The organism is Paenibacillus anaericanus (assembly GCF_003994475.1).
GTDB classification, from domain to species: Bacteria; Bacillota; Bacilli; order Paenibacillales; family Paenibacillaceae; genus Fontibacillus; species Fontibacillus anaericanus.
In genome coordinates this window covers 103,443-116,554 of record NZ_RZNY01000012.1, presented here as the reverse complement: position 1 = coordinate 116,554, position 13,112 = coordinate 103,443, and the positions used below count along the sequence as shown (strand labels likewise).

7 protein-coding genes and 1 pseudogene are annotated in these 13,112 nt (G+C 39.9%); 6 read left to right on the top strand and 2 right to left on the bottom strand.

The window, feature by feature from the left end; all coding sequences use genetic code 11:
- Positions 1 to 153: 153 nt before the first annotated feature.
- On the bottom strand, positions 154 to 1,506 hold the full coding sequence (locus EJP82_RS15415) for a uracil-xanthine permease family protein (RefSeq protein ID WP_127192954.1): 1,353 nt from the start codon (positions 1,504 to 1,506) through the stop codon (positions 154 to 156).
- A 507-nt stretch (positions 1,507 to 2,013) separates the two neighbouring features.
- Between EJP82_RS15415 and EJP82_RS15410 the strand changes: the two genes are divergently transcribed.
- The 6 genes and pseudogenes from EJP82_RS15410 to EJP82_RS15385 all read left to right on the top strand — a co-directional run bounded on the left by EJP82_RS15410 (position 2,014) and on the right by EJP82_RS15385 (position 11,295).
- Entirely contained in the window at positions 2,014 to 2,931 is a 918-nt protein-coding gene (locus EJP82_RS15410; protein ID WP_127192953.1) for an AraC family transcriptional regulator, read from the top strand.
- A 74-nt stretch (positions 2,932 to 3,005) separates the two neighbouring features.
- Positions 3,006 to 3,638 (top strand): annotated as a pseudogene (locus EJP82_RS28445) (aminoglycoside phosphotransferase family protein); the annotation flags it as partial.
- 219 nt (positions 3,639 to 3,857) lie between these two features.
- Positions 3,858 to 4,421: a GNAT family N-acetyltransferase gene (locus tag EJP82_RS15400; protein WP_127193022.1), complete on the top strand. Its 564-nt coding sequence runs from the start codon at positions 3,858 to 3,860 to the stop codon at positions 4,419 to 4,421.
- Between the two features lie 382 nt (positions 4,422 to 4,803).
- Positions 4,804 to 6,489 (top strand): hypothetical protein, encoded by a 1,686-nt coding sequence (locus tag EJP82_RS15395; RefSeq protein WP_127192952.1) that lies wholly within the window; start codon positions 4,804 to 4,806, stop codon positions 6,487 to 6,489.
- 346 nt (positions 6,490 to 6,835) lie between these two features.
- Positions 6,836 to 10,825, top strand: a complete 3,990-nt coding sequence (locus EJP82_RS15390) for a carbohydrate-binding protein (RefSeq protein ID WP_127192951.1) — start codon at positions 6,836 to 6,838, stop codon at positions 10,823 to 10,825.
- Positions 10,826 to 10,890: 65 nt separating this feature from the next.
- The gene (locus tag EJP82_RS15385; RefSeq protein WP_127192950.1) at positions 10,891 to 11,295 is read left to right on the top strand and encodes a hypothetical protein; all 405 of its coding nucleotides are present in this window, start codon (positions 10,891 to 10,893) and stop codon (positions 11,293 to 11,295) included.
- 81 nt (positions 11,296 to 11,376) lie between these two features.
- Here EJP82_RS15385 and EJP82_RS15380 read toward each other — a convergent pair whose 3' ends face one another.
- On the bottom strand, positions 11,377 to 12,783 hold the full coding sequence (locus tag EJP82_RS15380) for a tetratricopeptide repeat-containing diguanylate cyclase (protein WP_127192949.1): 1,407 nt from the start codon (positions 12,781 to 12,783) through the stop codon (positions 11,377 to 11,379).
- Positions 12,784 to 13,112 lie beyond the last annotated feature (329 nt).

The following is a 13,112-nucleotide window of genomic DNA, read 5'->3' as shown; positions in this document are numbered from 1 at the left end:
GACAAAGTGAATGGAATGGTAAAATATTATATAAACTACGGGGCTGACCCCCAAGGCTACAATTCATTTAGCCTTGGGGGTCAGCCCCGTTTAGATTATTTATGACTTTAAGGGGGAAGTACCTCCCCCTGATTTAATTCCTACGTTTATAACTTACTTTGCGTTCGGTAATAATTTATTCAATAATATCGCTGCCAGCGCAGCAACTAGAATAGGTGAGCCCAATAAATATTGCACGAAAGTAGGTAAAGTGTATAAGAAATCTTTAGGAATGAGCACTAACGCTAACGTTAAGATCATGGGTATCGAAATGATATACATTTCTTTCTCGCCAATGGTTACGTCTTTCATCACTTGCAGACCGTTAATGGCGATGATTCCGCAGACGATGGCGAATACGCCGCCGATTACGGCTGTTGGAATCGAAGATATTAAAGCGGCCAATTTACTTGAACAACCGAAGAGGACAAACCATCCGCCTACAGCAAGAAAGACTCGGCGGCTTGCAACACCTGTGATGGAAATAATACCTGCATTAGTTGAATAGCCTGTAACAGGAGTTGAACCAAGCATTGCAGCAATAAGACAGCTGATCCCTTCTCCAATAACACCTCGGTTTATATTTTTATCCGTTAACGGTTTATCAATTACGTTGCTGATGGCAAACCAAGTACCTGTTGTTTCGGCCAACAGTACGATATATATAATGACCATCGTGATAATAGCAGAAAAGTCGAATGAAAATCCAAAATCTTTAAACGGTAGCTGAGGCATGCTAAACCACTTGGCGTTCTGAACAGCTGAGAAATCTAAGATGCCCATGAAATTTGCAGTAATACATCCAACAATTAATGCGATCATCACCGAAGTGATTCGGAATATCGATCCTTTAGTATGGAACAAAGAACCTAGGATCACGAAGAGTATAAGTACAGCACCTGAAATAAGGGCTAATAATACGTTTTGATTGATTGTAGCGTCAGTGGCGCCATAAATATTGTCTCTGATAGCAACAGGCAATAGAGAAAGACCTACAATGAATATGATCGTACCCCCTACAATAGGTGGGATAAATGATTTAACTATCTTATTGAAAATTCCAGTATAGCCCAAGATAATAACTAAGATCGCACCAATTAAGCTGGCACCTAACACCGAACTCCAACCTAATTCCCCACCACCACTAGCGGCATAAATCGTGACGATGGCACCCAGTGGAACATAAGAAGGACCTTGGGCCATAGGCAGTTTCATACAGAAATAAGTTTGTACAATCGTTGCAAGCCCAGCAGCAATAAAAGTAGATTGAATCAATGCGCTTGACTGATTGGGGCTTAAACCAATTAACATCGCAATAAGAAAAGGAACTACATAGACGTCCATGGCTAATACATGTTGTAGACCTAGGATGGTGGATTTGGCGAATGAAATCTTCTCATCGGGTAAGACAGTTAAATGTTGGGGCTTCACTTGAGCGTTATCTTGCTTGTCTGCTTGTGTTTTCACTTAGATGCACACCTCGAATTTTCTGTTTTTATATTTATAATTGAAAGAACTATTGCATCGTACTTATCATATCGATCTTGTACATAACATGTATCCAATCACTTTAACTACTGCGGTTCGGGTAAATGCATATATTAGTCGACAACAATTGACTTAATGTTCGTTTTTTGAAGCGACATTTGTTATTATAATCCGTGAAAAGTGATATGTCCATAGTAAAAGGCGAATGTTGTCGTGGGGATAGTAGGATGTTGGATAGTTTTATCCAACTGCTGGAATATATGATTAAAATTAACGCCCGAACCACATAGTCAGCGATTGACGCATTCAGACATCAGTCTAAAGCAACCAGTAGCCCTTATCTCCAATGCATAATTAAGGATGAATAACGTCTCCTGGTTCCGTTACAATCCAGAACAGAATTATTTTTATGTGAACGCCCATGAGTTCCTTATGCGGTGTATAATTTTGGTAGTTTACTCAAAATGTAATTGGGGAATGTGAAAAATGAATAATGACTATAAAGATAGAATGGATCGCGTAATTAAATACATAGAGGAAAATAGTAATCAAAAACTCAGTCTTGATATATTGGCTGACGTTTCTAATTTTTCGAAATATCATTTTGCTAGAATATTTACATCTATTGTCGGTGTGACTCCAGTAGCATTTGTAAATCAAGTGCGTGTGCAAAAGGCTGTGTATTTGTTGGTGGAAACCGCAATGCCCATTTTGCAAATATCGAATGAATGCGGTTTCGAATCGGTGTCAACCTTCAATGCCCTTTTTAAGAAGTACTATGGCAAAACACCAAGTGACGTTAGAAATAGCGGCAGAATGAATAGCAATTTCTCATCACACTTCAGCAATAAGCAAGGAGAGTTATCTCCTCCTCATGATTACAATAGAAACAGAGAGAATCAACTTTTGAAAAGAGCGTGGGAGAATATGATAACCATTAAAGAGCTTCCAGAATATGAAGTGGCGTATGTAAGACATGTGGGGAGATATTTAGATACCCATGTTGCATGGGATAAGTTAGGTCGTTGGGCATACCAACAGGGACTTTCCTCGAAGCCTCTTTTTTTTATTGGAATCTCCTTGGATGATGGGAATCTCGTAGAGGAATATGCTTGTCGATACGATGCTTGTGTTACCGTGCCAAGTGAATTTGAGAAACACGAGCATACGATGCATGTACAATTTAAAACGCTACAAGGTGGAATGTATGCTTTATATCAATACTACGACACAATAGAAAAATTTGTTCTCGCCTATCAAAGTGTATTCAGCCTCTGGTTGCCGAATAGCGAGTATGAAGCTGACGATAGACCATGCCTCGAATTCTGTATGAATGACCCTGCGAAGGATAAGGAAGGGAAATGTAAGGTCGATTTATACATACCGATCAAGAAGAGAATATAAATAATCGTATGGAAGGAAGATGATTTTTGGGAACCCCCATAGGTATCGTGGACTGGGTAGAAAAAAATGAAAAAATGGATGATTTATTAAATCAAGAAGAAACCTTAACCACTCATTCAATGGATCATGGCTTTGAAGCTGAAGTTACGAAGATAAGTTCAGATAAAGAGAGCTTTGTATTGAAGGTATGGAATAAGAGTTCCAAACCTGATGTTAGTTTTCAATTTCATTTATTGAATACCCTTTCTGAACGAGGATTATCAGTCTCTAAGCCAGTGGGCTGGGGGATAAATCCAAACGATGATAAGGTGTTGCTAACAACCTTTGACGGAATGCCTGTTCATAAAGTGAATGAAAAGAAAGTGATCGATATTGCGAAGATATTATCAAGAATACATCAAATTCATGTAGAAGAGCTTGGAGATATACATCTTCCCAAGTACGATTTCAACGATTATTTTTTTCCTGGGGTAAGGGAACACGATGACTTAAATAGTGCATTAATTTCTCTGGTTCAAATCATTCAAATCCAGCAAGATTGTATTATTCATGGTGATTTCCATGTGGGAAACATAGTAGAGGAAAATGACCGATATACCGTAATCGATTGGACGAACGGACAATTAGGGGATTCAAGATATGATTTTGCGTGGTCTCTTACTCTACAAAAAATATACATTTCGGAGCGATATGCACATGTGTTTCGTTCAGCTTATCTATTAGAAAATGATATTGAGCAGAAAGAACTTGAAGTTTTTGAAGCTTTGGCTTGTCTTAGATGGATATTGCTTAATAGAAACGGTGGTGTACCCAAACGATCTAATACAATAGAGATGGTAAAAGATTTAATAACAAATAACTCATTCTTAAGGGAGTTAGAGTTTAGAGATATTCCGATAAAAAAGAACATACGGGGCGGTGGCGGAATGAACTTAGAAGCAGTTTTTGAGCAATTTCCTATCCTTACGTCAGAACATTTCGTATTGAAGAAGATTGAAGAACTTCATCTTGATGAGGTTTTTGAAATCTATAATAATGACAAAGTATTTGAATACTGTGGCATTATACCCAAACACAATAAAGATACGGTGAAAAATATGATCGGCCATTTTGCGAGAGATTATAATAAAAAGTCTAGGGTGAAGTGGGGGATATTTGCAAACGCTGAACCCAATCGGCTGCTAGGGATTATTGAAGCTGTCGACTTTAATCAAAAGGTAAACATAGTGACGATTGGCTACTTTTTGGTCGAAGCGAATTGGGGACAAGGTATAGCTACTGAAGCGGTAAAAATATTGCTCGATTTTTTGTTCATGGATGTCAACGTCAACAGAATTCAGGCTGAAGTAATGCCTCAAAATGAGACTTCTAAGAAGGTGTTGCTGAAGAATGGCTTCATCAAAGAAGGAGCATTAAGACAAGCAACACTATGGGCAGGTAAAGGAATTATCGATATAGAAATATACAGTATTCTAAAAGAGGACTATTAGTCGTAACATATGAGGGTGCCATCGTATTTGAAAAGGGGGCTCTTGGGAAATGAAACGACAAGTTACCATCATCCTTTCAATTATAATTGGGATTATCGTTATCAGCGTTTTTAGTTTAGTGATGTTATTTAATAGTAAGTGGTCATTCGAAATAAAAGAGTTTAAGTCTAATATTCCGATAACTCAAAATTCCAAATGAAAAAGTAACTGTTCATTGAGCCCCCCTATCCGCAAGCCGGATAGGGGTCTTGGCCGTCGGTACTCGAAGGATATAGAGCTCTTGTAATTAAGGAAGTAAGGCAAATTACCGATAAATATAAGGAGCATTAGATAAATACGAAGATTTTTTTCGATTACTAACAACAGATGGAGGCAACGACGAATGAAAAAGATGTTTAGTTTGCTACTTATTTTATTATTGATTACACCGGTTCTGGGCTCTACAACCTATGCGAGCAATACTGTGAATGCTAAGGTGACAGAGAGCAGTACATATTTTAATGGAGAACAGAAGAGTCTTAATGGATTCAATATTTCGAATAACAATTATTTTAGACTGCGTGATTTAGCGGAGTATTTCACAGGAACTACGAGTCAATTTGATATATCTTGGAATAAAGAAAATAACGCTATAGAGATCATAACAGGGCAAGCCTATACTCCTGAAGAAACAGATGGCGGCAACTATTATAGTCGCAATAGAAATTATTCAGCCTCGCTTTCAACCTCAAAAGTTCTGGTGAATGGGCAGTTGCAGCTGATTACGGCATACAATATTGATGGAAACAATTATTTTCAATTGAGAGATTTGGCGAGCAAGATTCCATTTGATATCGAATATGACAATGAGTCCAATCGAATATCACTATTCTCCCAAACCTCAGATCACACTTACCGTGTTAAGACGGCCTTTGAAGCCAAGAATAACGAAGAATCTTCTTATTTTCCTAGATGGAAAAGTACAGTTGCTTCATATCTTGTGAATAATAACGATGGGACTGTAAGTGTCATTGAGGCGAATGAGGATGTTACGATTGAAACATATAATGAACAGTATGAACTAAGTGGAAACAAGAGTATTCCCTACGAGCTACCGCTGTTTGGTGGTTTCTACAGTGGGGAGAAGTATAACTATATTGCTTTTGGACAAGACAACCGAGAAGAGGATGACAACAAAGAAGTAATTCGTATCGTCCGGTATGATAAAAGCTTCAATAGAATCGATAGTGTCTCCATAAAGGGTGGGGAGAGCTATACAGTAGAGCCTTTTGATGCAGGCGCAGGTAGGATGGCTGAAGCTGGGGATACGCTTGTATTTCACACTTCACGTACAAGATACACGACGGAGGATAAATTAAATCATCAATCCCAGCTCACCATTATCGTAAATACCAAAACCATGACCGTAACCAACGATATGGGGAAATTCCAAGAGAATCATGTAAGTCATTCCTTTGATCAGTATGTATTGTTTGATGGAAGTAATCATGTTCTGGTTGATCACGGTGATGCCTATCCCCGTTCGATTGTGCTGAATAAAGCAAACGGAACCAGCTATAGTGAGGTAGACTTGTTTGATATCCCTGGTAAAATCGGAGCGAACACCACGGGAGTTTCTATAGGCGGGTTTGAAATGTCTGCAGCCAACTATATTGTCGCAATGAATACCATTGACCATTCGCTTGTCAAGGAGTATACGTCTTATGAGATGGTTGGTTTGGAGAAAGATCAAAGGGATATCATTCTTAATGTATTGCCAAAGACAAGCACTGCAGTGAATCATATCACCTTGGCTAAATATGTAGGCACGAACCTAATCGCTTCCATACCTAAATTGGTGAAAATATCAGACAACAAGATGATGGTGCTATGGCAGGAATTTGATAAAGATAATCATCCTGGTGACCTGAAATATGTTCTGATTGATGGGAATGGGAAAGCCATCGGCGACATTCAGACCAAGGATTTTGTATTATCAGAATGCAGTCCCATCATTAGTGGTAACAAAATTATTTGGTATACCAACAGCAATGGAAATCGTTTGTTTTATTCGATACCGCTAAATTGATTAATAAGTCAAATGAACTAGAGGGTAACACTCCCTCTAGTTTATTTTAATTGAGCCACTTACTGTTAAGGGAAAAAAACAGAATATGTAAATACATAGTAATTGACATATTAAGTGTTGCAACACACCTTAATATTTCCAAAATGTAACATTAAAATAAAATTACACCAGGAAAACAGGCTCTCATGGAAGGAGGGAATTAATAAACATTTGATTATTGTAAGCGTTATCAATGTTCTGCTGCAGAAGAGTGAGTAGCAAGTCACAGAATAAAAACAGTAAGAATGATCGTATTTGTCGTAATGTCCGAAATTGTTTCATTACTCTGTTAGGAGGAAGGAATAAGATGCGAAATAAGTTTGTCGTTTGTTCGTTAGCGGTAGCCATTATTCTCTCGGCCTTCTTTTCTAGTATTGGATCGAACATTAAAGTCTCTGCTGCAGGAGGTCCAAACCTCGCAGTCGGCAAAAACGTAACTGCAAGTGGCTATAGTGATGTATACGTGGCAAATAACGTTAAAGATCAGAATCAAGGAACGTATTGGGAAAGCACGAACAATGCATTCCCGCAATGGATTCAGGTTCATCTTGGAAACTCTGAAACTATTGATCAAGTTGTGCTGAAGCTTCCGACTAATTGGGAGACAAGAACGCAAACCTTGTCCATCCAAGGCAGCACAAATGGAACAGATTTCTCAACCATAGTCGATACTGCAGAATATACGTTTAACCAAACGTTAGGTAATACCGTAACGATTAACTTTCCATCGACCCATACGCAAATCTTGCGAGTTCTTTTCACTGCAAATACGGGGTGGGCGGCAGCCCAACTGTCCGAATTGGAGATCTATGGAACAACTGCTGCGCCTACTGCCAAGCCGATCCCCGGACAAATAGAAGCTGAAAATTGGGATGCTATGAATGGCGTTCAAACGCAGCAGACATCCGATGTAGGGGGAGGATTGAACGTTGGTTGGATTGACGTAGGTGATTGGCTGGACTATTACGTAAATGTCGCGGAGACGGGTACTTACACCGTTGAATATCGAGTGGCCAGCAGTGGAAATACGGGAGAACTCCAGCTTCGCTCGGGACAGACAACGTTGGCTACGACTTCCGTACCAAATACAGGAGCCTGGCAAACTTGGCAAACGGTTACAGCGGAAGTACCGCTGAGCGCAGGCTTACAAACGCTTCAGGTCTATGCGAGTGGAAATGGATTTAACTTCAACTGGATCAATTTCAACAAATCGAATGGTGCAGACATAGAACCGCCTACCGCACCGAGTAACCTGGCGTATGCGCAGCCTACGACGGGAACGATCCTGTTGACTTGGAATGCCGCTACGGACAATGTAGGCGTGCAGAGCTATGAAATTTATGCGAACGATCAGCTAAAAGGCACGTTGAATGGCACCACGCTCACCTTTACCGATAGCCAGTCGCCGAGTGCGAGTGTTACGTATTATGTTATCGCCAAGGATGTAGCAGGTAACTCGTCCACTCGCAGTAATACTGTTACACGTGTTGGTGAAGTTGTCGTCGGTGGAACAAATCTGGCTCTGAATAAACCGATTACTGCATCTTCCACTGTTCATACCTTTGTTGCGATCAATGCCAACGATGATAACACGAATACTTACTGGGAGGGTGCATCCAACGCATATCCGAACAATTTAACCGTCAGTCTTGGGGCGAATGCGAGTATTAACTCGATTGTACTCAAGCTGAATCCATCATCTTCATGGGGGACCCGCACGCAAAATATCCAGGTGTTAGGTCGCGAGCAGAGCACCTCAAGCTTCGTCAATTTGGTGCCGGCTACGTCTTATACGTTTAATCCTGCTACAGGAAATACAGTGACGATTCCGCTTACGGCTAGTGCAGCGGAAGTACGCCTCGTCTTTACGAGCAATTCCGGATCTTCAGCAGGCCAGATAGCAGAATTCCAGATCTTCGGAACGCCTGCTCCTAATCCGGACCTTACGTTTTCAGGTCTCACTTGGGCCCCGGTTTCTCCTAATGAAACCGCACCTATTACCTTATCGGCAACGGTTGGAAATATGGGTACGGCACCTTCTCCTGCAACAGCGGTTAACTTTTATTTAAATAACGTTTTGGCGGGAACTACTACTGTCGGCCAATTGGCTCAGGGCGCTTCCGAAAATGTATCAGTTAATATTGGCGCTAAAATCGCAGCTTCATATACGGTTAGCGCTAAAGTTGATGAGAATAATGGCATTATGGAATTGGATAAGACCAATAACAGCTATACTCATCCCACACCTTTGATTGTAAGTGAGGTTCCGAGCGCTGATCTTGTACCATTAGCAATCTGGTCCCCGGGCAACCCTAGTGCCGGAGATACCGTAACCTATACGGTGAATCTTAAGAATCAGGGGAATATTGCTACCACGAGCGGCACGCATAACGTTACTCTTGCGCTTAAGAACAGTCAGGGAAACACGGTTCTCTCATTAAATGGTACGTTAAACGGGGCGATACCAGCTGGGGGATCGGCGAATGTTACTATGGGCACATGGACTGCTGCCAACGGTAGCTACACAGTGACGGCTACCGTAACTCCGGATGATAACGAAATCCTGGCGAAACAAGAAAACAATATAAACACAAACAGGGTTTATATTGGGCGTGGAGCTAATATGCCGTTTACAATTATTGAGGCGGAATCAACTTCTAACCAGACGAACGGAACGATACTAGCTCCAAACTTCAAGCCGGGTGATTATGCTGGCGAAGCTTCAGGCCGTTCTGCTGTATATCTTGATTCTACGGGTGAATATGTAGAATATACACTAACCTCACCTGCCAACGCCTTTGTGCTTCGCAGCTCAGTAGCCGAGAATACGTCGGGAACTGTTAGTATCTATGCCAACGGTGTGAAAAAGGGTGCCTTTAAAGTGACATCCAAGTTCTCTCATGTCTATGCGACCCCCAGTACATTGGGCCGACTGGGATATGACAATCAGGCAGGAGCAGGGTTAACCGCTTATTGGCTCTATGAAGACTCACAACTGCTACTTGACGAGGTGTTCCCTGCCGGAACGAAGATAAAGATCCAAAAAGATAACGGCGATGTCCCGTGGATCTATTTGGATATGCTTGAAACAGAAAATGTTGCAGCACCTCCTTCCAATCCTGATCCGAGCAAATATGTTGAGGTTTCGGCAACGAAATCGATTGAACAGGCGTTGAACGAATTCAGACAGGACTCAACGAAGAAAGGAATTTTCATTCCTGCCGGTGAATGGACGCTCAGTAACAAAATTTTCTTATACGGAAGAGCGACTGAGATTATTGGCGCCGGCCCATGGCATACCAAGTTGGTAGCTCCGACAAATCAAACCAATACCGATATTGGCTTTAATATCAGCTCTACGGCGGATGGTTCAACGATACGAGACTTGTCAGCATGGGGGAACTATATCTATAGAACGGATGGGCCTGGTAAATTTATCGACGGTAACGGAATGAAGAATGTAACCGTCCAGAATATTTGGGTCGAGCATTTCATCTGCTTGTACTGGGGAGTCAATTCTTCTAACAATACCTTTAAAAACAATCGAATCAAAAATACCTTTGCAGACGGTATTAACATGACAAACGGATCGTCCTATAACGTGATTGATAACAATTATTCGAGAGGAGCCGGAGACGATGCATTCGCCCTGTTTAGCGCGATTGATGCTGGCGGCTCTTACAATGTAGGGAATAAGTACACCAATCTGACCGCAACAAACGTAAGACGAGCGGCAGCATTCGCGGCATACGGAGGTTCCGATAACTTGTTCCAAAACCTCTATGCTGCGGATACGTTGACTTATCCGGGAATTACAATCAGCAGTTTGAGCTTTGGATACAACACGTTAGGATTTGGTGACAAGGACACGGTGTTTGACGGCGTGACCTTAGATCGAACGGGAGGAGATTTCTGGACCAGTGTGGGTGCGGATGACAAAATTAACGAATACCAAAACTTTGGGGCTATTTGGTTCTTCGGAGGAGACAGAGCTCTCAAGAACATTCTGGTCAAGAACATAGACATTAACAATTCAGTTTACTATGGCTTGATGTTCCAGACCAAATCGCCAGAAAACCTCCCTATGCAGAACATCCGCATAGAAAATGTCAACATCAACAACCCGAGCCGCTATGGGATCAAACTTGTTGCTAGCGCCGAGCAAGGACAAGGGCCAGTTGTTGGTCAAGCAAGCTTTACGAATGTAAAGGTGAATAACCCTGGGGTTCGCGCGATTTACGGCGAAGATAAGAGTCCAAATTTCACGGTCATCAGGGATTCAGGTAATAATTGGTAAATGTGTAGCACATCAAGTTTAATGAGTTGTAGACATTTAATAAAAAGTGCCTAAGGCGAAAGAAGATGGCTCCTGGAATACGTCAGGAGTCATCTTTTTTTATTCTTTCCTCATTCGATTTATCTTCTCCAGACGGTAAGATAGATATAATCTCAATAGCAGATGAAAGTATTTTTTTGATCGAATTAAAAGTGAAAGAAAACAAGGAGACCATGTTAAGATGTGTTCTTGAGATAGCCACGTATTATCAAGTTCTGTCAAAATCCAAATTTTTGGATAGTTATTCAAATGAATTCGGAACAAATACATGTATTAAAAAAGCGATATTGATTAGCGTGGATTCGTTACAACATAAGGAAATGAAAGAACTTTATAATGGCGAAAGAATATATCTAAAAAGGCTTATAGATGCACTAGAAGTGCAAGTGTATTGTATTGATCCTGAAAGTCTTGATGTCCAAAAATTATGAGAATCAATTGAAATAAAAAAAGAGAAGAGCTTACGCTTTTCTCTTTTTCTTTTTCCTTTTTGGGGATAGTGGGATGAAACTCTAACTCCTACAGCTAATCTGATTTTTTCCAAGCAATTTAGCTTTATAAAGTTCTACATCAGCCTTTTGAAATAGGTCTGTAAAAGTGGTTACAGTTCCACCTGAGTTATCCGAAACTCCAATACTTGCTGTTATCGCAATGGAGAGACCGTTCTTCATAATTTCAATGGATTTAAAGGACTCTTCTATTTGTTCAGCCTTAATTTTTCCATCTTGAAGCGATATGTTTTTTGAAATAATAATAAATTCATCTCCACCATAGCGGCCGATTAAATCATGTTCTCCGAATTTTTCAGAAAAAGATTTACTCACTTGTTGTATGACTTCATCACCAAATAGGTGACCATATGTATCATTAATAGATTTGAAATTATCGATGTCAAAAGCTATGCATACTATATTGTCGTTTGTTATAGATGCTTGTTCTAACCATTGATTTGCTATGTGCTCAATATATTTCCGGTTGTATAAACCGGTTAGATAGTCGGTATTAGCCTTTTTCTCAATGTCCGTTATGCTGTGCTTTATATTTAGTCGTAGAGCAACTAGCTCCAACTCTCTATTACTAATTTGGTTAAGGATTGATATGTATTCTTTTTGTACTAAATATCCAAGCTGTACATCATTCATTAGGTCACATAATTTGCATCTTTCGGCTTGAATTGTTTTTAGCAAATAGACATCATTGTAGCTTTCCACAAGATCTTTAGCCTTTGTATAAGATTCGAATGCTTCTCTATATAATGCTTGTTTGGAGTACCAGTTTCCTTGTAGATCATAGCAATTGGATTTTTCTCTTAAAAAAGAATCTAGAATAGGATCATTAATCATCTCATCAATCAGCAACTTCGAGGCCTCAAAGTTCTCTAGCCCGATATGTGCTTTAGCTATGTTTAATTTCACTCTTAGTTCTAAAATTGGACTTGCTGGTTCTAGTAATTTAGCCGTATCAAGTCCTTCTTGAGCCATTTCTAAAGCGGCTTCATAGTTTTCTTCAGCATAGTATATATGACTGTAATTGCTATATCCATTACTGATAATGATATACTTATTCAGCTTTTTTGCTAAATCAATACTTACTTCGAGTGTCGCCTTTGCCTTGTTGAAATCCTTATTAAATTCATAAAGTAAAAACAAAATATTGTATAAGTTTAACTTATCTATTTCGTCTCCATATATACTACAGAGTTCATTATAAGTACTAATATTGTTGAAGGCCTCTTCAATATCGCCAATGCAATAATAAGAAGCTATTTTATTAAGATGTGCGACTAACACGGATTTATGATCATTTGCGGCTATACCCCATTCAAGAAGATTATGACAAGCCTCAATGGTCTCCTTGTATTTCCCCTCAGATCTAAGCAATGTTACTTTTTCCTGTAAAAGCATCAAATCTTCTGCCATAGTGCCACTCCTAGTCCTAGTAAATAAAGAAGATATCTTTCTATGATGTGTAATTTTATCATTATAATATTAAATATATACCCTTTTACACTATAAACCTAATTACCTATGTCTCGGTTATCCGTATTCGAAATTTCACAACTCCTTTACATGTCGACCCACTTCCTATATGCATGTCTCACGACTCATATATAAGACACATACAAGGAGGTAATCGTTATGTGGCATATTGAATCAGTACGGTTTTTCTTACGCGAATAAGAAGTAGCTGAATGAAGAACGCCATAATGTAAAAACACCTCCAAGTTATACAAGTGTTTTACAACACT

Bases quoted from the DNA above. Each gene is read 5' to 3' on its own strand.
- EJP82_RS15410 (WP_127192953.1), top strand. From the start codon at position 2,014: ATGAATAATGACTATAAAGATAGAATGGATCGCGTAATTAAATACATA.
- EJP82_RS15400 (WP_127193022.1), top strand. From the start codon at position 3,858: ATGAACTTAGAAGCAGTTTTTGAGCAATTTCCTATCCTTACGTCAGAA.
- EJP82_RS15395 (WP_127192952.1), top strand. From the start codon at position 4,804: ATGAAAAAGATGTTTAGTTTGCTACTTATTTTATTATTGATTACACCG.
- EJP82_RS15390 (WP_127192951.1), top strand. From the start codon at position 6,836: ATGCGAAATAAGTTTGTCGTTTGTTCGTTAGCGGTAGCCATTATTCTC.
- EJP82_RS15385 (WP_127192950.1), top strand. From the start codon at position 10,891: ATGGCTCCTGGAATACGTCAGGAGTCATCTTTTTTTATTCTTTCCTCA.
- EJP82_RS15380 (WP_127192949.1), bottom strand. From the start codon at position 12,783: ATGGCAGAAGATTTGATGCTTTTACAGGAAAAAGTAACATTGCTTAGA.